The following is an 18,873-nucleotide window of genomic DNA, read 5'->3' as shown; positions in this document are numbered from 1 at the left end:
GCGCGAACCGGTATGCGCGTCGATGGATGCCCGCAGCCGGCGCAGGCGGATTGGCCGTTCCGATGCTTGTGCAGCATCAACCACAGACATCACACCGCAGACGTCGTCTGGGGCATGCACTACGACCGTCCCACCAACAGCCGGTCGGGATGAATCCCGACCCACATCAGAAGGCAGCACCGACGAAACCGTGCGTCAACCAGAACGTGGTTTACGAAACCGCCTCAACGCATCGCCAATCGCGGCTTGTGAATGCCGTGAGCCACCAACCCCACCATCAATCCGCCGGGCACTCGGTCGAACGGCCTGCCTCATACCCGCGCGCCGCCACGGCGATGCGCTGCGCCAGCGCCGCCAGTGCCTGCTGATGGCCGGCAACGAGCGCATCGTAGCCGGAGCCCACGGTTTCGCTGACGCGGCTGGTGCAGGCGAGTGCGGGCTGATTGCCGTCGCCCACGCGGCGCAGGCTCCAGGCGGCGTCGATCAGGGCGCGTTGGCCGGGTACCGATTCGAAGCGGCGCACATCGAGTTTGATGCGCAGGCGCGGCTTGCCATCCGCCGGCAGGCCGCTCAGGTCGGCCACGCCGAGGGCGTGGGCCAAATCGGCGGAAACCGCGCTGCGGATCTCGTCGCCAAGCGGCGCGATCCAACGCTGGCCATTGAGCACCTGCATGCCCTGCCCGCCGGCGCGCACCACCAATTGCGGCACATCCACCTGCGCCGGCACGCCGACCGGCATCAGCTCGAAGGCGTACGGCGCCGGCGTCAACGTGCTGGTTGGCGCCCGCGGTGCCACCAGCGTGTAGTAGTGCAGCGGCGCCGATGCACAGCCGGCGAGCGCGAGGGCGCCGGCGAGAATCCACGGATGCAGGCGGCGGGTCATGGCCGGCTCCTTTCAGACGATGGGCGTGGCGGCGCAGCTTTGGGATCGGCTTGCCGGCCGCGCAGCAAAGACTCCGGGTGCACGCCGAGGTAGTCGGTGAGCACGCGCAGCGAACGCATCGTGCGCTGCAGCTCGTCGAGCGTCTGGCCGAGGTTTTGTTGCAGCGGCGAATCGCTGGACAGCGCGGCATCGGCGCTGCCGAGCGTCCTGCGCGTATCCTGCAGCGTGGCATCGATGCCCGGCAGGGTCTTGCCGTTCACCTGCGCCAGCGTCGCGTTCAGACCCACCAGGCTCTGGTCGAGGTGCTGGCCGATCTGGTCGAACGGCACCTTGTCCAGGCGGTCCACGATGTCGGCCATCTGCTGCTGCAGCTTGTCGAAACTGCCCGGCGCGGTGGGGATCTCGACCGGCGTCACGCTGGGGTCGTAAGCCACCTTGGCCGGATGCGGCAGGAAGTCGAGAGCGATGTAGAGCTGCCCGGTCAGGAGGTTGCCGGTGCGGGCTTGCGCACGCAGGCCGTGGTCGACCAGCTGCCCGATCGTGTACGACAGGTCGGCATCGCCATGCCGTTTGGCCAGCGCCACCAGCTTGGTATAGGCCTGCCCCAGCCGCTGGGGGTAGACCACGGCGCCGACGAGCACCGGGAACCGACGCGTTTTGGCGTCGTAGTCCATGCGGATCGACACCACCTTGCCGAAGTTCATGCCAAGGAACTCGACCGGCGCGCCCACGGCCAGCCCGCGCAACGATTGCTCGAAGCGCATGCGGATGTAATGCGGCGGACCATCCGGCGGCGCCATCGCGGTGGCTTTGTCGCCAAATAGTTGATAGCTGGATTTATCCGGCACCGGCGTGGTGTCGTGCGGGCCGCCGGGGTCGCCAAACGCAACGCCGCCGGCCAGCACGGTCGCCAGCGACTGGGTGTTGAGCTTGAGGCCGTTGGCGCCCAGCGAGACATCGACGCCACTGGCATTCCAGAACCGCGTGTCGGCATTGACGAAGCGGTCGTTGGGCGCGTCGACGAACACCGCAAAGGTCACGCCCTTGCCGTCCTCGTCGAGCTTGTAGGACACCACCCGCCCGACCTGGATGCGGCGAAAGAACACCGGCGAGCCAATGTCGAGCGACCCCAGATCGCCCGCGTGCAACACGAAGCTCTTGCCGGGCTCGCCGTGGGTGACGGCGGGCGGATTTTCCAGGCCCTTGAATTCATCCTCCGGCGTGCGTGCATCGCTGGTGTCGGCGCCGATATAGGCACCGGAAAACAGTGTATCCACGCCGGAAATGCCGCCGAGCCCGATCCGCGGGCGCACCACCCAGTAACGGGTACCGGCGCTGGCAAAGGCACGCGCGCTCTTGTCCAGCGCAATCTTCACCAGCACGTGGCTGCGGTCTTCGCTCAGGCGGATGTGGTTGACCTTGCCGATCACCACGTCCTTGAATTTCACCGCGGTCTTGCCGGCCGTCAGGCCTTGCGCACTTTCAAAGCTCACCGTGACCTCGGGCCCGGCCTGCAGCCAGCTCGACACCACCAGCGAAATACCGACCGCCGCGGCAAGAATCGGTACCAGCCAGATCACCCAGGCACCGGCGCGACGCCTGCGCACCACCGGGCTGGGCAACTCGTCGCCCGCTTCCGGCACGCTGCCGGGCTTGTCGTCACTCATCGGAATCTTCCTGGCCGTCCCAGATCAACCGCGGGTCGAAACACATCGAGGCCAGCATCGTCAGCACCACGGTGAGGCCAAAAAACACGACGCCGGGCAACGGCTCGACGAGACTGAACAGGCCGAAGCGTACCAATGCCGTGAGCAGTGCGACCACGAACACGTCCAGCATCGACCAGTACCCGATCAACTCCACCGCGCGATAAAGCTGGGTGCGCTGGCGCCGGGCCCAGGCGCTGCCGCGGCGGCTGGTGATCAGGAGCGTGCCCAGCGCGAGAAACTTCAGCGTCGGCACCATGATGCTGGCGCAGAACACGATCACCGCCAGCCCCGGCGAACCCTTCACCCACAGCTCGACGATGCCGGAAAGAATGGTGTTGTCGTCCACGTCGCCAAGGCTCGCGGTGCGCATGATCGGCAGCACGTTGGCCGGGATGTACATCAGCAACGCCGCGATCAGGAGCGCCCAGGTGCGCGCGTACGACGCCGGTTTGCGCGCGTGCAGCGTGCTGCCGCAACGCGGACACGCCACGACCGCATCGCCCGAAACCGCGCGGCACACCATGCCGCACACGTGGCAGCCGATCAGCCCGGCATCGCGCGCCCGCGGCAGCGTCGTCGCGTTCACGCCGCCGCCTCGCCGCGGGTTTCGTCCCACAGCCGGGTCAGATCCACGCCGGCAAAAATGGTGATCAGGAACATCAGCGCCGCATAGGCATAGATGCCGGGGTCGGCCACCACGTCGAAATACAGATGCGCCTTGACGATCGACACCAGCGCGCCGAGCACGAACACCTCGCTCATCGTCCACGGCCCGATGCGGCGCAACGTCACCATCAAGAACCGAAACCCCGGCGCACGCGTGCCCTGGCGCGCAAACACCAGCAGCCAGCCGAGGATCAGGATCTTCGCCAGCGGAAACACATAGAGCGTCATGCCGGCGATCACCGCCACCACCTGCGAGTGGTCCAGCCACATCATGTGCACCACATCCCACAGCGTGGCCGCCACATGCTGCCCATTCAGGCCCAGGGTGACGATGGGCCATACCGTCGCCTGCACGAACACCAGCAGGGCGGTGACGATCAGCGCCAGCAGCGTGTCGATGCTCATGCCGCGGCCACGCTCCAGCACTGCGCCGCAACGCGCACACTCGGCCACCTCGCCGCGCGCGAGCGGTCGGCGCGCGTAAACGGCGTCGCAGTGTTCGCAAATGAGCAGCGTCGGCGCAGCGTCGTGCGCGCGCGGCAGCAGTCGGGCGTCCATCCGCGCATTCTCGCAAATCCGCTCCCCTCGCGGCTGAAGCCTCGCACCGTCTTGATATGCTTGCGCGCGCCCCGATGTGCAAACCATCCCCACTGGCCGGAACCGCCGTGACCGAAACTACCTTGGACAACGTCTTCGAAGTCACCGAACAAAACTTCGAAACCGACGTCATCAACGCCTCCCGCACCACCCCGGTGCTGATCGACTTCTGGGCCACCTGGTGCGGCCCGTGCAAGGCGCTCAGCCCGCTGCTCGACCAGCTCGCCGCCGAATACAACGGCGCCTTCCGCCTCGGCAAGGCCGACGTCGACAAAAACCAGAACCTTGCCGGCATGTTCGGCATCCGCAGCGTGCCGACGGTGATGCTGGTGAAGGATGGCGAGATCGCCGACGGCTTTGCCGGCGCGCTGCCGCTGGCGCAGTTGCGCGAGTTCCTGGCCAAGCACGTCCAGCCCAACGCCGCGCCCGATACCGCTGCGCAAGCCGCCGAAGTGCTGGCCGAAACGCCGGAGGAAACGATCAACCGCCTGCAACAGGCGATTGCCGCCGAACCCGAACGCAGCGAGCTGAAACTCGATCTTGCGCTGGCCCTGGCCCAGGCCGGCCAAAGCGAGGCCGCCGCCACCGAGCTCGAGGCCCTGCCCGCCAACCTCGCCACCGAAGCACGCGCCGTGCGCCTGCGCAGCCAACTCGACCTGGCAAAATCGCTGCAGGCGGCGCCGCCCCAAGCCGAGCTTGAAAAGCGCATCGCCGACAACGCGCAGGACTGGGCCGCCCACGATCTCTTGGGCGTGCGCCTGCTCCTGGGCGACAACCCTGCCGCCGGCCTCAACGAGTTCATGACCATCCTCGAACACGCCCCGAACTGGAACGACGGCGCCGCCAAGAAACGCCTGCTCGCCGCGTTCAACACGTTGGGCGACGCCGAGCTCGTCGGGCGCTATCGGCGGAAGATGGCCGAAGTGTTGTTCTGATCGGCTGGCACCCGGGATGCCGGAGTTCGACAGCGCCGCGCAAGGCGGCGTTGTCGTTGCGCGGCACTCGCCGAACGAGTCGTTTCCCGCGTCGGTCCGGCGCTGCCGCATTTCCCGTCCCGAATCCCGTCGCGCCATGTCTCCTGCCACCTTCCGCCGCCTGATCAACCTGTGGCCACCTTTCCTGTTCAACAGCATCCGGGTAACCGCGCTCGCCGCTGACTGGAGCACGGCGCAGGTGGCACTGCGGTTGCGGCCGTGGAACCGCAACTACGTGCGCACGCAGTTCGGCGGCAACCTGTTTGCCATGACCGATCCGTTCTGGATGCTGCTGGCCATGCATCGCCTCGGGCCGGATTACTACGTGTGGGACAAGGCGGCCAGCATCGACTTCGTGGCTCCCGGCCACGAGGACGTCTTCGCACATTTCCGCCTCGACGACGCCACCCTCGACGAACTGCGCGCCGCCGCGGCCGACGGCGGGAAGGTGCTGCGCTGGTTCGACACCGAGGTGGTCACGGCGGCGGGCGAAGTGGTCGCCCGCGTGCGCAAGCAGCTCTACGTGCGACTGAAACCCAAGGCGCGCTGAGCGCTGCACCATCAGCCCACCCGCGTTCGAATCGCGCGGCCTCCTCCAGTGCCGCCGCGGTCTGCACGATGGCGCTCCGGCCAGGTAGTTTTCCGGGCAGCGGCAGTGGCCAAGCCGGCACACGACAAACCTGATTCGCACGCCACCGGAACAAAATGCGGTGCGCACCTGTACGCCATCACTTCGGGTTCCCAGACACCCACCCCATAATCGCCCGTCGCCCTTGGGGAGCAGGCCATGACGCTGGCTGAAAACCTGTTGTTGCGCGTGCGAAACCTGCATCCGGGGTGTTTTGCGTTGGTGATGGCAACCGGGATCGTGTCGATCGACGCCAGTCAGCATGGTTTGCCGCACATTGCGCGTGCGCTCTTCGCGTTCAACCTGGTGGCCTACGTGTGGTTGCTGCTGCTCACCGCGTGGCGGCTTGCGCGGTTTCGGCGCGAGCTGGTGGCCGATTTCGTCGACCCATCGCGCGGCGCCGGGTTCCTCACCCTCGCCGCCGGTACCTGCGTGCTGGGCAGCCAGTGCGTGCAGGTGGTGGATTGGCCCTTGCTTGCGAACGTGCTGGCAGTGGCGGGCACCATCGCCTGGGCGGCGCTGATCTACCTCTTTTTTGCGGCCACCATCACCGCGCGGTTCAAGCCGGGGTTTACCCGCAGCATCAACGGCGGCTGGCTGGTGGCGGTGGTCGCGACGCAGGCGCTGTCGGTACTGCTCACGCTCTTGGCGGCGAGCCGCGCTGATCCGGACCGGCTGCAATTCGTGGCGCTCGGGCTGTACATGCTGGGCGCGGCGCTGTACCTGCTGATCATCACGCTGGTGGTGTACCGCATGGTGTTTTTCCCGCTGCGCGCGCGCCAGTTCACGCCGCCGTACTGGATCGACATGGGCGCGCTGGCAATCACCACGCTGGCCGGCAGCCTCATAATCACGCGCGCGCCGGAGGCCGGGCCGGTGGTCGAGCTGCTGCCGTTCGTGAAGGGGTTCACAGTGTTTTTCTGGGCCACGGCCACGTGGTGGATTCCGCTGCTGGTGCTGCTGGAAGCCTGGCGCCACCTGCGGCGGCACGTGCCGTTCCGCTACGAGACCGACGATTGGGACATCGTGTTCCCGATCGGCATGTACACGGTCGGCACGTTCGAATTGGCGCATGCGCTGCCAGCGGATTTCCTGCTGCCGATCCCGGCCGCCGGTGTCTACGTGAGCCTCACCGTATGGCTTCTGGTGGCGTTGTTCGGCATGCGCCGGCTGTACCGCAAGACGCGTGCGGCACGGCGCCACGTGCTGCATTGATCGGCGCCGAACCCGCAAGGCCAAGGGGCGGATCGCGGGTGATGTCCCCGAGCGGCTTCAGCCACCCGGCGGCACGATGTCGAGCGACACCGACTGCACGCCGGCGAGCGTGCGCAGGTCGTCGCCCAGTTCGCCCAGCGCGGCGCGTTCGAGGTTGTAGGCGAACTCGATCAGCACTTCGTCGCCGTCGCCCGGCACATGGCGCGCCACCACGTTGCTCACCGGCATCTTGTGCGCGCGCAACGCCAACTCGATCGCGGCCAATGGCGCCGCGCCGGAAAACCGCAGCTGCAGCTTCGGCATCGTCTTGCGCATCGCGAAACGCCGCTCGATCGGTTTCAGCACGGCCAGCACGACCCAGGCGATCACGGTGGCCATCACGCCGGCCACGTACATGCCGCCGCCAATGGCGAGGCCGATCGCCGCCACCGTCCACAACCCGGCCGCGGTGGTCAGCCCGCGAATCACGTTGGCGCGGTGCATGAACATGATGGTGCCGGCGCCGAGGAAGCCGATGCCGCTGATCACCTGCGCCGCGATGCGCGAGGGATCGAGCTGCACTGCCGGCCACTTCTGCAACACGTCGGTAAACGCGAACGCGGAGACGATCATGGTCAGCGCAGCGCCCAGGCACACCAGCATGTGCGTACGCAACCCGGCCGCCCAGGTGTGGCGTTCGCGATCGAAACCGATCACCCCGCCGAGCACGGCGGCAAGCACCAGACGGATGGCTATTTCGGAAGTGTCGAGCATGGCCTGCATGGGTTCGCCAGTACGTGCCGGCAGTGTAGCGGGCCGTGCCGCGGGCCAGTCCCGCGGACCGCCAACGGATGGCGCTCCACTGAACGCAAGTTCCTGCTACCTGCGATGCTGCGCCGCAACTCGTAAAATGGGCGGCTGATTCCTCAAGCGATGCCTTCATGAGCCCTTCGGATACCCCCACCGATCGCCCGGGTGATGTGCGCACGGCCGGCAGCACGGATGCCTTGCCGGTTGCGCCGGAACTCGGGCTGTCGCTCGACGCGGCCAACATGCCGCGCAAGTCGACGCTGGTCACGCACCGCATCGTGTGGATCAGCATCCTGGCGGTGGCCGTGGGCCTGGTCTCGGCGTGGATCGCGCAGGCGCTGATGCTGCTCATCAACCTCATCACCGACCTGTGTTTCTACGGCCGTTTTTCCGATGTGCTCAGCGCGCGGCACGAGCCCGGCTCGGTGCTGTCGCCGGCGGGCACGACGATCGGCGCCTGGGTGATCGTGATGCCGGTGATCGGCGGGCTGATGGCCGGCATCATGGCGCGCTGGGGTTCGCGCGCGATCCAGGGCCACGGCATCCCGGAGGCGATGGAGCAGATCCTCGCGCATGAATCGAACATCCCGGCACGCATGACCTGGCTGAAACCGGTGTCCTCCGCGTTCACCATCGGCACCGGCGGTCCGTTCGGCGCCGAAGGCCCGATCATCTCCACCGGCGGCGCGCTCGGCTCCCTGCTTGGCCAGTTGCTGCGCGTCACCGCAAACGAACGCAAGGTGCTGCTGGCCGCCGGCGCCGCCGCCGGCATGGCCGAGGTGTTCGGCGCGCCGGTGTCGTCGCTGGTGCTGGCGATCGAGCTGCTGTTGTTCGAGCTGCGCCCGCGCTCGCTGATTCCGGTGGCGCTGGCCACCGTGGCCGCGGTCGGCGTGCGCTATGCCGCCTACGGCGCCGGCCCGGTGTTCCGCATGCCCGACGTGCCCGAGCCGGGCGCGCTGGCGCTGGCCGCCCTGGTGATCGTCGGCAGCCTCGTCGGCTATGCGTCGATCTGGGTCAGCAAGGCGGTGTATTTCGTCGAGGACAGTTTCGCCAAGTTGCCGATCCACTGGATGTGGTGGCCGGCGCTGGGCGCGGTGTTTGCCGGTTTCGTCGGCTGGGTCGAGCCGCGCACGCTGGGCGTCGGCTACGACAACATCGACGCGCTGGTGCAGGGCCAGTTCGGGCTGACCATGCTGCTCACCTTCGGCACGCTGAAATTTCTCTCGTGGGTGATCTCGCTGGGCAGCGGCACCTCGGGCGGCACGCTGGCGCCGCTGTTCATGATCGGCGGCTCGCTCGGCAGCGTGATCGGCATCGCCATCAACGCCGCAGTACCGAGCGCGCACGTGGACCTGCGCATCGCGGCGCTGGTCGGCATGGCGGCGATCTTCGCCGGCTCCTCGCGGGCACTGCTCACCGCCGTGGTGTTCGCCTTCGAAACCACCCGCCAGCCAGCGACGCTGTTGCCGCTGCTGGGCGGCTGCACCGCGGCGTATCTCATCTCGGCGCTCCTGATGCGCAACACGATCATGACCGAGAAGATCGAGCGCCGCGGCGTGCACGTGCCCACCGGGTACACGATGGATTACCTCGAGCGCGTGCCGGTGGGCGCGGTGTGCTCGCGCAACGTGGTGACGCTCAAGGCCAGCCAGACCCTGGCCGAAGTGCGCCGGTGGCTCGCCGAAGGCGGCCCGGACACGCGTCACCAAGGCTTCCCGATCGTCGGCGAACACGGCCACGTGCGCGGCGTGCTCACCCGCCGCACCCTGCTCGATCCGCAATGGCACTACACGCTCACCCTCGGCGAGCTGGCCACGCGCGAACCGGTGGCGGTGACCGAAGCGCACACCCTGCGCGAAGCCGCCGACCACATGGTGGCGGAAAAAATCGGCCGCCTCGTCGTCGTCGCCAAGGACGATCCGCACAAGCTGGTCGGCATCCTGACCCGCGGCGATGTGCTAGCCGCCCACGCGCAGCGCCTGCACGAAGCGCGCGAATCCTCCCGCCGTCTGCATTTCCACGACGGCTTCAAACCGCGCCCCACCTCCAGCCGATGGTTTGAAGGTGCCGGGCATGGGCGCGGGTCGAAACCGCACTGAGCTCACGCGGGGTCGGGGATTCGGGATTCGAGATTCGGCAGAGCGGGGCACGGCGAGCCTGTGGCGGCATCGGATTCTTTCTCGATCGTCACGCGCGCAGGCACGGATTGGGTGTCGGCCGGTTTTACGACAGCTCTTGCGAATCCCGACTCCCGCATCCCCAATCCCACTCATCGTCAACCGTCACTCACACCGTCTCCCCTACACTGAGCCGGTTCAATCCTGCGAAAGTCCCATGCCTTCCCTGCGCATCAAACGCTATCTCATCACCGGTCTGCTCACGTTCCTGCCGCTGTGGGTGACGGTGCTGGTCTTCAAGTTCGTGCTGGGCCTGCTGGCCGACATCGGCGGGCCGCTGGTGACCGGGCTGGTGGGAGTGATTTCGCTGGTGGCGCCGCACGCCGCCGACACCCTGAGCCAACGCTGGACGATCTTCATCCTCGCCCTGCTGCTCACGCTCGGCGGCCTGTACCTCGTCGGCTGGCTCGCGCACCACATCATCGGACAGCGCCTGCTGGAAACCTTCGATCGCCTGTTCCAGCGCATCCCGCTGGTGCAGACCATCTACGGCGGCACCAAGAAACTCATGGCCGTACTGCAACACAAGCCCGGCGGCACCCAGCGCGTAGTACTGGTGGATTTCCCGCGCCCGGGCATCAAGGCCGTGGGGTTCGTCACCCGCACGCTGGTGGAGGAAGGCACCGGCCGCGAAATCGCCGCGGTGTACGTCCCCACCACCCCCAACCCCACCGGCGGCTATCTCGAACTGGTACCGATGGACGAGCTCACCCCCACCGACTGGACGATGGACCAGGCCATGGCCTTCATCATCTCCGGCGGCGCGGTGTCGCCGGACAGCTTGCCGGCGCCGCACGTGCGGCTCCCATAAACCAGCTTACCGTTGACGTTCGCGTCGACGGCAGAACTGTCAGCGGCTGGGCGGGATCGGCTTCACACATGTGCCGTCGGGAAATGTACCTGGCCCAGTTCTAGAAATTTCCCACGACCATCGGCGACACCGCTGAACGAATGAGGTCTCCGGGCACGGTTCATACCCTGGTCCGAGCCAGCTCCATCGGCTCAACAAGACCGTCTGCGGAAATGCCGTCTGACACACGTTGCTCCACATTCAACGCTGACTGCAACACCGCACCAAGATCAACAACACCACGACCAGCAACAGCCCGAAAGCTCAAGGCACGGACGTTATGCACTTCGAGTTGACGGGGAGTCTCCTACGGAATTGTTAGGCGTTTTCCGATGAACGCCGGAGAGTGCCTGTGAGTTCAGTGCCTGGTGAGACGGTATTGAAGACCGTTCCGTACTTCTTGACGTTCTCATGCAAAAGCTTGAGCCGGGCATCACTTTCATCTGTGTCAACGAGGATCTCATAGGTGATTGACTCCATTCGCGGCGGGACGTCTTGGCGGACACCGTGGATCGTGACCCGCACCGACCGCAGCTGGAACTTGAGAATAGGGATGACGCGCTCGATGCCCTTAATCATGCAGGCCGCCAACGCAGCCAAAAGCAGCTCCGCGGGATTGAATGCATCCGCGCGCCCGGCCAGATCGGTATCTAGAACAACAGTTGCTGATTTGCACGTGGCTTCGCTGCCATGAGCGTCTGTTCTAGTCGCCCGCACCAGGAATGTCATCTTCGGTTGGCTAGGCATTGCTGTTACCTCATGGCCTACGATGGTTGGTAAAACGCCTAACGCTGGAGTTAAGCGGCGGCGCAGCCGTCCGCTTGGATGACTGGTTAGAGGGCTAGCCGGAACGCCAGAGGTGTGACGGATCGAACAAGTCGTGCGAGCCAGCCCAGAAAAGCTTGCCACCTTGCTCAACGAAGTGACCGGCAATATCCGATAGAAGACGAAACGAAAGTTGTGTGGCTTGCCAGGAATCTATGCCCGTTATGTCGGGCAAACGCTCTTTTATGCCTATGGCTTCGATGGGACATGACCATGAAACGTCGCTCGATTGATAGGCAGCACCAACTCGCAACGTGAGAATAAACCGGGTGCCATCGGCGGCCACAGCTTCCAGAGTTCGTTCAGCGATCGGAGACTCCAAAGTGAACCCCTCTAACGCTCAAGTTAAGCCGAATTGCAGCGCGTAGCCGACAACATGGCAAGCTTTATCGGCCATGTAGTTGGTGTAGCGATGCAATTTCGGCTTGAACGCATTGTTAGGCAACACTGCGACTAGCCCAGAACCTGCGGATTGAGCCGCCAAACGGAATAGTTGAGCACCGACGCGAAGGTCACCCACAACAGATACGGGAGGAGCAAGGCTCCCGCCAGTGGCCGAACGCGCCAGAAAGACACTACAGTGGCAAGAATTAGAACCCAGAGCACCAAAATCTCAGCGAACGCCAACCCGCCCCGGTGCCACGCGAAGAAGAGCCAGCTCCAAAGTGCGTTGAGTGCGAGTTGGAGCAAGAATAATGAGAGCGCGTTGCGATTCGCGCGTACACCGCCACGGCGCCATACCAGCCAGGCGGCGATCGCCATCAGGGCGTACAGAACGGTCCAGACGGGCCCAAAAACAGAAGATGGCGGTGCCCATGAAGGTTGCACCAGCTGGCCGTAAAAGGCGCCGGCCTGGACTGATGCAACCGCCCCAATGGCCGACGCAGCGAAACTCACGACGAGCCATCCGATGAGCCCGAGGATTTGCTGTTGCTTCGACTGTGGCGCCATACGAATCTCCGTTTGTTGCCTAACGCTTGAGTTAAGCGGTGCGCGGCCTTTCGCGCGTCCGCTTGGACGAGTGGTTAGACTGCAACGCCGATTTTCTTTGCACCATCACGCAAGTAGGTGTGAAGTGGAGACTTGGCGGCTAAATACTTGCTGGCGTCTCGCAAGTTTGAATGAGCGTGCGCCACCAAGGCATTGAAGTCGTCACCAGAATCACCGCGACCCAGCCAGGCAACGGCCATCAACTCCGCGACCGCCTCTGGAGATAGCTCGTCAATGCGGGCGACTAACTTCCCAGTGGCCAGACTCCAGCTACTCCAAGCAGTTGGGTCGATAGCTTCGCCTAACGTGTACTCCTCAGGCCGATCAATTGCGTCCCTGGCGCTTGCCATGTTGACAATATCTTGGATGTCACGAACGGTAAGTTCTTTGAGTTGCACAGATATCTCCAATTGCAGTCTAACGCCGGAATTGAGCGGCGGCGTAGCCGTCCGCCTTGAACGACTGGTTAGAGGCCATGCGCCCCGGTTCCGGCATAACGCAGACGGAGCAGAAGCCGAGAAGTTACCCGCGCACCTACGACGAGAACTACACCAAGGATGCACTGTACGACGCTGGCAACGAGCGACGGCAAAGCGAACGACCCAGGCGGGCCAAACGCACGAATTACGCTGCCAACCAAACCCGGTAGCGCGAGGATGAATATGAGGGTGCCTGCTGCGACAAACACAGCACCAACGATTGACTGTTGGTCCAGCGCAGCCACCGGGACGTCGGTGATACCGCGCGCCGCCAGCCGTGCGAGATAAGGTGCGCACCACCAGACGACGATTGCCGCAATTGCCGGCCCGACTAAAGAAATTAGCGCAAGGACTGGAAACGACAGGCCGACCTTATTTTGGTCTGGCGCAACCGCAAATACGGCAGCATCAGCCAGATAGACGATAGCTCGCGAGGCAATGAAAACAGCCAAAACACGTAGCGCTAGCGTCATGAGTTCCTGTGGCTTCATGTCTTTAATCTCTAACGCTGGAGTTAAGCGGCGGCGAAGCCGTCCGTCTTGAACGAGTAGTTAGGTTGCCTTTGCGCATGAACCACATTGCGCCTAAGCACCCTGCTTTTTGATTGTGATAGTTACGCCGAGTGCCTTGATTGCCTGAAACTCGATTGCGGCCCCGGACTTATACGTAACGTCCAGCTTCGAATTAGACAGCCAGTGCAAATTAACTGCTGTCACGCCCGGTGGATAAGCCGATTCGTTCGCAAAGCTGAGAACGAGCAGTGGATGCGCAACACGAGCTTGCTCAAGGTACACAGAGGTACCCACCCAAGCTGTGCCGGGACCAGCCACCTGTGTGGTTTCTGCAGATGCCACAAGTTGTCCATTTGGTGAAGCAGCTTTTGTGGCCCAGACGATTGCCTGATCGCTGCCGCATCCCACCAGCGCGAGGCAGCTTGCGATGAGGGGGAATAGCGTGGCGCGTCCGATGTGCATGTAGAACCTAACGCCTGAATTAAGCCGCGCCGCGACGCGGCGTCGGCTTGAATGAATTGTTAGCCGCCCGTACGGCCACGTGAAACGCGAGCAGGAAGTATGAACAGGAATTCTGCCAGCGCCTCCGCGAATGCAATCACACGATTTGCGTCCTCGACACTGGGCAGAGTGAATTGCCCGTCGGCATGACGTTGACCATTGGCCTCAAGACGGACTTCATGTGCCCAGAGGGCCATTTCGCTGGTAATCAAGTGATTAGCTGCGGCACCATCAATTCTGCTGTAGAGACTCCCATCGCTGTAGCCTTTTGCTTTGAGCATTGCATCAACAGCACTTGCGGCTAGCATCACAGCGCCAGCTGGGGCGTGTCGTGAGTTCATGGCTTGCGTCAGATATTGCTTCGGTGTATCTGGCACAGACTCGTCGACATCACGACTCGAAGGGTACATCTCTTGAACGGGCTGATTAACTTGAGCGCCTCCGGCAAGGATTGCGCCGCCGCACCTACGACAAGAGTAAACGAGCCAAGTTCGCTTGTTAGTTCCAGCCGCATCAGCAGTTCCGAACTGGTGAACCATTGGCAGCATTGGGCTATCGACGCCGCAATGCGGGCAGCGGGGTAACCTGAGTTGGCCCTCAAGACGCATTGGTTCTCCTTGCGGCTAACGCCAAATAGACCCCGAATCCGGGGAATAACACGGATGCTCCCACGCTGACCGGAGGGCGTCAAGCGCTGGAACTTCAAGGCAGATCAAGCACTTGCCGTCCACTTACGACGGCGCACAGGGAGCAGTCTTCCGCGCATATCTCCCGAAACGAGGCCGTTATGGGTTATTGCCTCGGATATGCGGATATGCACGGCAATGGCGGGGGGGGGGGGAGGGGGGGCTACCCGCTGCGCACGCACACCTGCCACAAGTCGCCTCGCGCACGTGGCTCGTTGCCGCGACAATCGTCCGGTTTCGTGATGTGGGGGAAAACCGCATGACCAAGTGGCTGCTCGCGCTGCCGTGGCTGTTCCTTGCCGGAGCTGCCGGCGCTGCGACGCCGGCGACCGACTGGACCACGCCGGCGGAGGCCGCGAAGTTCCGCAGCACGCCGAGCTATGCGGACACGCTGGCATATCTGCAACGCCTTGCCGTGGCGGCGCCGGACAAGATCCATCTGGAAACCTTCGGCATCACGCCGGAGGGGCGGCCGATGACGGTGGTGATTGCCAGCGGCAGCGGGGTGTTCACGCCGCAGGCGGCGCGCGCGGCGCGGCTGCCGGTGGTGTTGGTGCAGGCGGGCATCCACCCCGGCGAGATCGAGGGCAAGGATGCCGGGCTGATGCTGCTGCGCGATGTCGCCATCACCCGGAAGTACCCTCACCTGCTCGACCACGCGGTGCTGGTGTTCATCCCGGTGTTCAACGTGGATGGGCACGAGCACGCTTCGCCGTACAACCGCATCAACCAGAACGGCCCGGCGTCGATGGGTTATCGCGGGCAATCGCAGTACCTGAACCTCAACCGCGATTACGTGAAAGCCGATGCACCGGAAATGCGCGCCTGGCTGAAACTCTGGCAACGCTGGCTGCCGGATTTCTTGGTGGACGTGCACACCACCGACGGCGCCGATTACCAGTACGACCTGACCTGGTACACCGAAGACCCGCACAAGCTCGATCCGGCAGTGACTGCGTGGCAGAAGCATCTCACCGATGCGGTGATGCCGCGGTTCGACGCGCGCGGCCATCTGGCTTCGCCCTATCTCGAATTCAAGGACGCCGCCGACCCGACCAAGGGCATCACCAATTTCGGCTCCGGCCCGCGTTTTTCCACCGGCTACGCGGCACTGCAAAACCGCCCGGCGCTGCTGATCGAAACCCACATGCTGAAGCCGTACGCGGTGCGGGTGAAGGCGGCGTATGACCTGATCGAACTGATGCTGGCGCACATCGATCAGCATCCGGCCGCGCTGCTTGCCGCCACCGCCAAGGCCGATGCCGACACCATCGCCCGCGTGACCACACCGGGCGCGCAGGTGCCGCTCACCTTCAAGCTCGATCCGGCACCGACCACGGTTACGCTCAAGGGCTACGCGTACACGCTGAGCCACAGCAACATCTCCAATGCGCCGTGGATCCGTTACGACCCGACCACGCCGAAGACTTACACCATTCCCGACTGGAACCGCCTGCTGCCGGACGTCTCCATCGTTCCGCCCGCCGCCTATGTGGTGCCGGCACAGTGGACGGCCGTGATCGACCGGCTGGATGCGCACGGCATCGCCTATCGGCGCACCACGAAGCCGGTCACGCTCACGGCGCAGGGCCATCAACTGGATGACCCGCAGTGGGCACGGCGCCCGTTCGAGGGGCACTTGATGCTGCGCGATCTCACCATGGCGCCGGTCACCCGCACGGTCACGCTTGCACCCGGCTCGGTGATCGTGCCGCTCGACCAGCGGGCAGCCAACGTGGCGATCGAGCTGCTGGAGCCGCAGGCACCCGACTCACTGCTGCACTGGGGTTATCTCGACGCGATCTTCGAGCCCAAGGAATACGGCGAGCCGCGCGTGCTGGAGCAGCTCGCGCGCGACATGCTGGCGAAGAACCCGGCGCTGCGCGGTGAGTTCGAACACCGGCTCCAGACCGACCCGGCATTTGCGGCCAATCCGCGGGCGCGACTCGATTTCTTTTTCCAGCGCTCGCCGTGGTATGCGGTGCAGGAGGTCGGCGCCTACCCCGTGCTGCGGCTGGATGCGACGCGACTTCGGGCGCTGCCGTGAACCTTGCGGTCGGTTGCGAGTTGCTCGGCGCAATCACCTTGGGGACAGCGCTCGCAGGTCGTGCACGAATGGCGTCCCCGCCCCCTCACTCCGGCCCTCTCGCCAAAGGGGAGGGGGAGCGAAAGCCAACACTCCGGCATGCGGCAGTCCCGTCCGGGGGAGGGGGAGCCGCGAACCGCCGCATGCCGAAGACCTATCGCACCAGCCACGCCACGCCGGGCGCCGCAAGCACGTTGAACAAGCCGCCCAGCACCATCGCCAGGCTGGCCACCGTGCCCTCTTCCGACCCCAGGTCGTAGGCCTTGGCGGTGCCGGCGCCGTGGGCGCCCATGCCGAACAGGGCGCCGCGCGCGAGCCTGGAGCGCAGCGGCAGGAAGCGCATCAGCACCTCGCCCAGCGCCACGCCGGCGACGCCGGTGATGACGACGAACAAGGCGGTGAGCTCGGGTACGCCACCGATGTCGGCGGAAACCAGCATGGCCAGCGGCGTGGTGATGGAGCGCGGCACCAGGCTCAGGCGCACCTCGCCACCCAGGCCAAACCACGTGGCCAGGAGCCACGCGCTGCCCATCGCGATCACGCTGCCGCCGAGGATGCCGGCCAGGAGTGCCGGCCAGTGGCGGCGGATCAATCCGCGGTAGCGCCAGATCGGCAAGGCAAACGCGACCGTGGCCGGGCCGAGCATGACCAGCAGCCAATGCGTATCGCGCATGTAGTTGGCGTAATTCATGCCGAACGCGAATGCCAGCACGGCGAGCAGCACCGGCACGGTCAGCAGCGGCGAGGTCCACCAGCGCGGCAGGCGCCGGTACAGCGGCTTCAGCGCGTAGTAGCCGCCGAGCGTGGCCGCCAGCCACGCGAGGGAAACCAGTTCAGCGTGCATGCCGGCGCCACCGCCACACGGCATCCACCAGGAACGCGGTGACCGTCATGACCAGCACGGTGCTGAGCAGGATCACGCCAACGATGCGCACCCCGTCACTGCGCAACAGTGCCGTGTGCTGCGACACTGCCATCACCGCGGGGATGAAGAACAGCAGCATTTCCGCCAGCAGCCAATCCGCGCCGCGGCGCAGGTCGGCCAGCGGCACCACCCGGGTGGCCAGCAACAGCAGCAGCACGCCGAGCGCCAGCACGCTGCCCGGCAGCGGCAAATGGACGGCGCGCGCGAAGCGATCGCAGCCCAGGCAAAATGCGGTGAGCGCGAGTACCTGCGCCACCAGCGCCAGGCGCGGCTGGCGCATGGAAAACAGGCGGATGCGGGCGTGCAGCGAGTTCATGGCTGGGCAGCCTACGCAGTGGCAACGTATGATGGAAATGAATTGTTTCCATCCTCACGATTCCACAAAGGCATACGTCATGGATTACCGCGCCCTGCGTTATTTCGTCGAAGTGGTACGTGCCGGCGGCTTTGCCCGCGCCAGTGCGCGCGCCCACGCCAGCCAGCCCACGTTGAGCAAGGCGGTGGCCCAGTTGGAAGAAGAATGCGGCGCGCGCCTGCTCGAACGTGGACGCCGCGGCGTGCGCCTGACCGCTGCCGGCAACCTGGTGCATCGCCACGCACTGGCAGCGCTGGCCGACAACGAGCGCCTGCGCGCCGAGCTGGATGCGTTGCGGGGGCTCAAGCGCGGCACGCTCAGCCTCGGTCTGCCGCCGATGGGATCGAGCGTGCTGTTTGCGCCGCTGCTGGCGCATTTCCGCCAGCAGCACCCGGAGATCGACATCCATCTGATGGAGCACGGCAGCCGCCGGCTCGAACAGGCGGTGCTGGATGGCGAGCTGGACGTCGCCGCCACGCTGCTGCCGGTTGGCGCCGGCTTCGCCTATCAAGCCGTGCGCGACGAGCCGATGCTGGCATTGCTGCCGCAGGCGCACCCGCGCGCCGGGGCCAAGCGCTTTCGCTTTGCGTGGCTGACGGAATCGCCGCTGATCCTGTTCGAGGAAGGCTTTGCGCTGAATCGGCTGATCGCCGCCGCGTGCGAGGCCAACGGCATCGTGCCGCGCGAAACCGTGCGCAGCTCGCAGGTGGATTTCATCCTGGCGCTGGTCGCCGCCGGCGGCGGCATTGCGCTGCTGCCCAAGCTGACGGTCGACTCGCGCAAGCTGCGCGGCGTGGTGGCGGTGCCACTGGCCGGACGTGAGCTGCGCTGGCGCATGGTGCTCGCCTGGCGCAAGGGCGCCCAGCTTTCGCCGGCGGCGCAGGCGTGGCTGGCGCTGGTAGCCGCAACCACCCCTGACCTTTGACACTGTGCGCGCCCACGGGCGCGGCCTAGCGTGGGTAGACCTTTGCACGGAACCGGCGCACGCCGCTCCGCCCTAGTCGCACTCAACATTCACGAGAGGGA

General features: G+C 65.2%; 20 protein-coding genes. 7 read left to right on the top strand and 13 right to left on the bottom strand.

Annotated features, from left to right (window positions below; genetic code table 11):
* Positions 1–277: 277 nt before the first annotated feature.
* Genes AC3WP6_RS05400 through AC3WP6_RS05385 form a run of 4 tightly spaced genes read right to left on the bottom strand, consistent with a single transcriptional unit; the run spans position 278 to position 3,816 of the window.
* Positions 278–883, bottom strand: a complete 606-nt coding sequence (locus AC3WP6_RS05400) for a PqiC family protein (RefSeq protein ID WP_492626769.1) — start codon at positions 881–883, stop codon at positions 278–280.
* Positions 880–2,550 (bottom strand): PqiB family protein, encoded by a 1,671-nt coding sequence (locus AC3WP6_RS05395; protein ID WP_492626768.1) that lies wholly within the window; start codon positions 2,548–2,550, stop codon positions 880–882. The genes AC3WP6_RS05400 and AC3WP6_RS05395 overlap by 4 nt, the downstream gene beginning before the upstream one ends.
* A complete protein-coding gene (locus tag AC3WP6_RS05390; protein ID WP_492628639.1) occupies positions 2,543–3,115 on the bottom strand; it encodes a paraquat-inducible protein A in 573 nt (190 codons plus the stop codon). Before AC3WP6_RS05390 ends, AC3WP6_RS05395 begins: the two co-directional genes overlap by 8 nt.
* A 59-nt stretch (positions 3,116–3,174) precedes the next feature.
* Entirely contained in the window at positions 3,175–3,816 is a 642-nt protein-coding gene (locus tag AC3WP6_RS05385) for a paraquat-inducible protein A (protein ID WP_492626767.1), read from the bottom strand.
* A gap of 107 nt (positions 3,817–3,923) precedes the next feature.
* Between AC3WP6_RS05385 and trxA the strand changes: the two genes are divergently transcribed.
* The 3 genes from trxA (at position 3,924) to AC3WP6_RS05370 (ending at position 6,672) form a co-directional block, all read left to right on the top strand.
* Complete coding sequence (trxA, locus tag AC3WP6_RS05380) at positions 3,924–4,790, top strand: thioredoxin (RefSeq protein WP_492626766.1); 867 nt, start codon at positions 3,924–3,926, stop codon at positions 4,788–4,790.
* A 136-nt stretch (positions 4,791–4,926) separates the two neighbouring features.
* On the top strand, positions 4,927–5,379 hold the full coding sequence (locus AC3WP6_RS05375; protein WP_492626765.1) for a DUF4442 domain-containing protein: 453 nt from the start codon (positions 4,927–4,929) through the stop codon (positions 5,377–5,379).
* A 237-nt stretch (positions 5,380–5,616) separates the two neighbouring features.
* Positions 5,617–6,672: a tellurite resistance/C4-dicarboxylate transporter family protein gene (locus tag AC3WP6_RS05370; RefSeq protein ID WP_492626764.1), complete on the top strand. Its 1,056-nt coding sequence runs from the start codon at positions 5,617–5,619 to the stop codon at positions 6,670–6,672.
* A gap of 57 nt (positions 6,673–6,729) precedes the next feature.
* On the opposite strand, the gene AC3WP6_RS05365 is transcribed toward AC3WP6_RS05370, so the two are convergent.
* A complete protein-coding gene (locus AC3WP6_RS05365; protein WP_492626763.1) occupies positions 6,730–7,425 on the bottom strand; it encodes an MgtC/SapB family protein in 696 nt (231 codons plus the stop codon).
* Between the two features lie 167 nt (positions 7,426–7,592).
* Here AC3WP6_RS05365 and AC3WP6_RS05360 point away from each other — a divergent pair, with 167 nt between their 5' ends.
* Together AC3WP6_RS05360 and AC3WP6_RS05355 are read left to right on the top strand one after the other, a co-directional pair.
* Complete coding sequence (locus AC3WP6_RS05360; RefSeq protein WP_492626762.1) at positions 7,593–9,560, top strand: chloride channel protein; 1,968 nt, start codon at positions 7,593–7,595, stop codon at positions 9,558–9,560.
* A 235-nt stretch (positions 9,561–9,795) separates the two neighbouring features.
* Positions 9,796–10,449, top strand: a complete 654-nt coding sequence (locus tag AC3WP6_RS05355) for a DUF502 domain-containing protein (RefSeq protein WP_492626761.1) — start codon at positions 9,796–9,798, stop codon at positions 10,447–10,449.
* A 357-nt stretch (positions 10,450–10,806) separates the two neighbouring features.
* On the opposite strand, the gene AC3WP6_RS05350 is transcribed toward AC3WP6_RS05355, so the two are convergent.
* The 6 genes from AC3WP6_RS05350 to AC3WP6_RS05325 all read right to left on the bottom strand — a co-directional run bounded on the left by AC3WP6_RS05350 (position 10,807) and on the right by AC3WP6_RS05325 (position 14,136).
* Positions 10,807–11,235, bottom strand: a complete 429-nt coding sequence (locus AC3WP6_RS05350; RefSeq protein ID WP_492626760.1) for an OsmC family protein — start codon at positions 11,233–11,235, stop codon at positions 10,807–10,809.
* Between the two features lie 531 nt (positions 11,236–11,766).
* Entirely contained in the window at positions 11,767–12,264 is a 498-nt protein-coding gene (locus AC3WP6_RS05345) for a TspO/MBR family protein (RefSeq protein WP_492626759.1), read from the bottom strand.
* Between the two features lie 74 nt (positions 12,265–12,338).
* A complete protein-coding gene (locus tag AC3WP6_RS05340; RefSeq protein WP_492626758.1) occupies positions 12,339–12,701 on the bottom strand; it encodes a DUF3775 domain-containing protein in 363 nt (120 codons plus the stop codon).
* A gap of 68 nt (positions 12,702–12,769) precedes the next feature.
* Positions 12,770–13,273 (bottom strand): hypothetical protein, encoded by a 504-nt coding sequence (locus tag AC3WP6_RS05335; protein WP_492626757.1) that lies wholly within the window; start codon positions 13,271–13,273, stop codon positions 12,770–12,772.
* A 93-nt stretch (positions 13,274–13,366) separates the two neighbouring features.
* Positions 13,367–13,756 carry a hypothetical protein gene (locus AC3WP6_RS05330; protein ID WP_492626756.1) on the bottom strand — a complete coding sequence of 130 codons (390 nt, stop codon included), beginning with the start codon at positions 13,754–13,756 and terminating at the stop codon, positions 13,367–13,369.
* 59 nt (positions 13,757–13,815) lie between these two features.
* Positions 13,816–14,136 carry a DUF4145 domain-containing protein gene (locus tag AC3WP6_RS05325; protein WP_492628638.1) on the bottom strand — a complete coding sequence of 107 codons (321 nt, stop codon included), beginning with the start codon at positions 14,134–14,136 and terminating at the stop codon, positions 13,816–13,818.
* A 604-nt stretch (positions 14,137–14,740) separates the two neighbouring features.
* Between AC3WP6_RS05325 and AC3WP6_RS05320 the strand changes: the two genes are divergently transcribed.
* A complete protein-coding gene (locus AC3WP6_RS05320) occupies positions 14,741–16,528 on the top strand; it encodes a M14 family metallopeptidase (protein WP_492626755.1) in 1,788 nt (595 codons plus the stop codon).
* Between the two features lie 193 nt (positions 16,529–16,721).
* On the opposite strand, the gene AC3WP6_RS05315 is transcribed toward AC3WP6_RS05320, so the two are convergent.
* A complete protein-coding gene (locus AC3WP6_RS05315) occupies positions 16,722–17,411 on the bottom strand; it encodes an LrgB family protein (protein WP_492626754.1) in 690 nt (229 codons plus the stop codon).
* The gene (locus tag AC3WP6_RS05310; RefSeq protein WP_492626753.1) at positions 17,401–17,808 is read right to left on the bottom strand and encodes a CidA/LrgA family protein; all 408 of its coding nucleotides are present in this window, start codon (positions 17,806–17,808) and stop codon (positions 17,401–17,403) included. The genes AC3WP6_RS05315 and AC3WP6_RS05310 overlap by 11 nt, the downstream gene beginning before the upstream one ends.
* Before the next feature lie 79 nt (positions 17,809–17,887).
* Between AC3WP6_RS05310 and AC3WP6_RS05305 the strand changes: the two genes are divergently transcribed.
* Positions 17,888–18,772: a LysR family transcriptional regulator gene (locus AC3WP6_RS05305; RefSeq protein ID WP_492626752.1), complete on the top strand. Its 885-nt coding sequence runs from the start codon at positions 17,888–17,890 to the stop codon at positions 18,770–18,772.
* The last annotated feature ends 101 nt before the right edge of the window (positions 18,773–18,873 follow it).

Source organism: Rhodanobacter sp. FW106-HT46G03 (assembly GCF_058789895.1).
Note: the sequence above shows the minus strand (reverse complement) of the source record. Positions and strands in the feature narration are given on the sequence as shown.

Excerpts from the sequence above, each read along its gene's own strand:
- AC3WP6_RS05320 (WP_492626755.1), top strand. The coding sequence starts at position 14,741 with ATGACCAAGTGGCTGCTCGCGCTGCCGTGGCTGTTCCTTGCCGGAGCT.
- AC3WP6_RS05350 (WP_492626760.1), bottom strand. The coding sequence starts at position 11,235 with ATGCCTAGCCAACCGAAGATGACATTCCTGGTGCGGGCGACTAGAACA.
- AC3WP6_RS05325 (WP_492628638.1), bottom strand. The coding sequence starts at position 14,136 with ATGAACTCACGACACGCCCCAGCTGGCGCTGTGATGCTAGCCGCAAGT.
- AC3WP6_RS05345 (WP_492626759.1), bottom strand. The coding sequence starts at position 12,264 with ATGGCGCCACAGTCGAAGCAACAGCAAATCCTCGGGCTCATCGGATGG.
- AC3WP6_RS05360 (WP_492626762.1), top strand. The coding sequence starts at position 7,593 with ATGAGCCCTTCGGATACCCCCACCGATCGCCCGGGTGATGTGCGCACG.
- AC3WP6_RS05385 (WP_492626767.1), bottom strand. The coding sequence starts at position 3,816 with ATGGACGCCCGACTGCTGCCGCGCGCGCACGACGCTGCGCCGACGCTG.
- AC3WP6_RS05305 (WP_492626752.1), top strand. The coding sequence starts at position 17,888 with ATGGATTACCGCGCCCTGCGTTATTTCGTCGAAGTGGTACGTGCCGGC.
- AC3WP6_RS05335 (WP_492626757.1), bottom strand. The coding sequence starts at position 13,273 with ATGAAGCCACAGGAACTCATGACGCTAGCGCTACGTGTTTTGGCTGTT.
- AC3WP6_RS05375 (WP_492626765.1), top strand. The coding sequence starts at position 4,927 with ATGTCTCCTGCCACCTTCCGCCGCCTGATCAACCTGTGGCCACCTTTC.
- AC3WP6_RS05310 (WP_492626753.1), bottom strand. The coding sequence starts at position 17,808 with ATGAACTCGCTGCACGCCCGCATCCGCCTGTTTTCCATGCGCCAGCCG.
- AC3WP6_RS05330 (WP_492626756.1), bottom strand. The coding sequence starts at position 13,756 with ATGCACATCGGACGCGCCACGCTATTCCCCCTCATCGCAAGCTGCCTC.
- AC3WP6_RS05365 (WP_492626763.1), bottom strand. The coding sequence starts at position 7,425 with ATGCTCGACACTTCCGAAATAGCCATCCGTCTGGTGCTTGCCGCCGTG.
- AC3WP6_RS05370 (WP_492626764.1), top strand. The coding sequence starts at position 5,617 with ATGACGCTGGCTGAAAACCTGTTGTTGCGCGTGCGAAACCTGCATCCG.
- AC3WP6_RS05315 (WP_492626754.1), bottom strand. The coding sequence starts at position 17,411 with ATGCACGCTGAACTGGTTTCCCTCGCGTGGCTGGCGGCCACGCTCGGC.
- AC3WP6_RS05390 (WP_492628639.1), bottom strand. The coding sequence starts at position 3,115 with ATGGTGTGCCGCGCGGTTTCGGGCGATGCGGTCGTGGCGTGTCCGCGT.
- AC3WP6_RS05395 (WP_492626768.1), bottom strand. The coding sequence starts at position 2,550 with ATGAGTGACGACAAGCCCGGCAGCGTGCCGGAAGCGGGCGACGAGTTG.
- AC3WP6_RS05400 (WP_492626769.1), bottom strand. The coding sequence starts at position 883 with ATGACCCGCCGCCTGCATCCGTGGATTCTCGCCGGCGCCCTCGCGCTC.
- AC3WP6_RS05355 (WP_492626761.1), top strand. The coding sequence starts at position 9,796 with ATGCCTTCCCTGCGCATCAAACGCTATCTCATCACCGGTCTGCTCACG.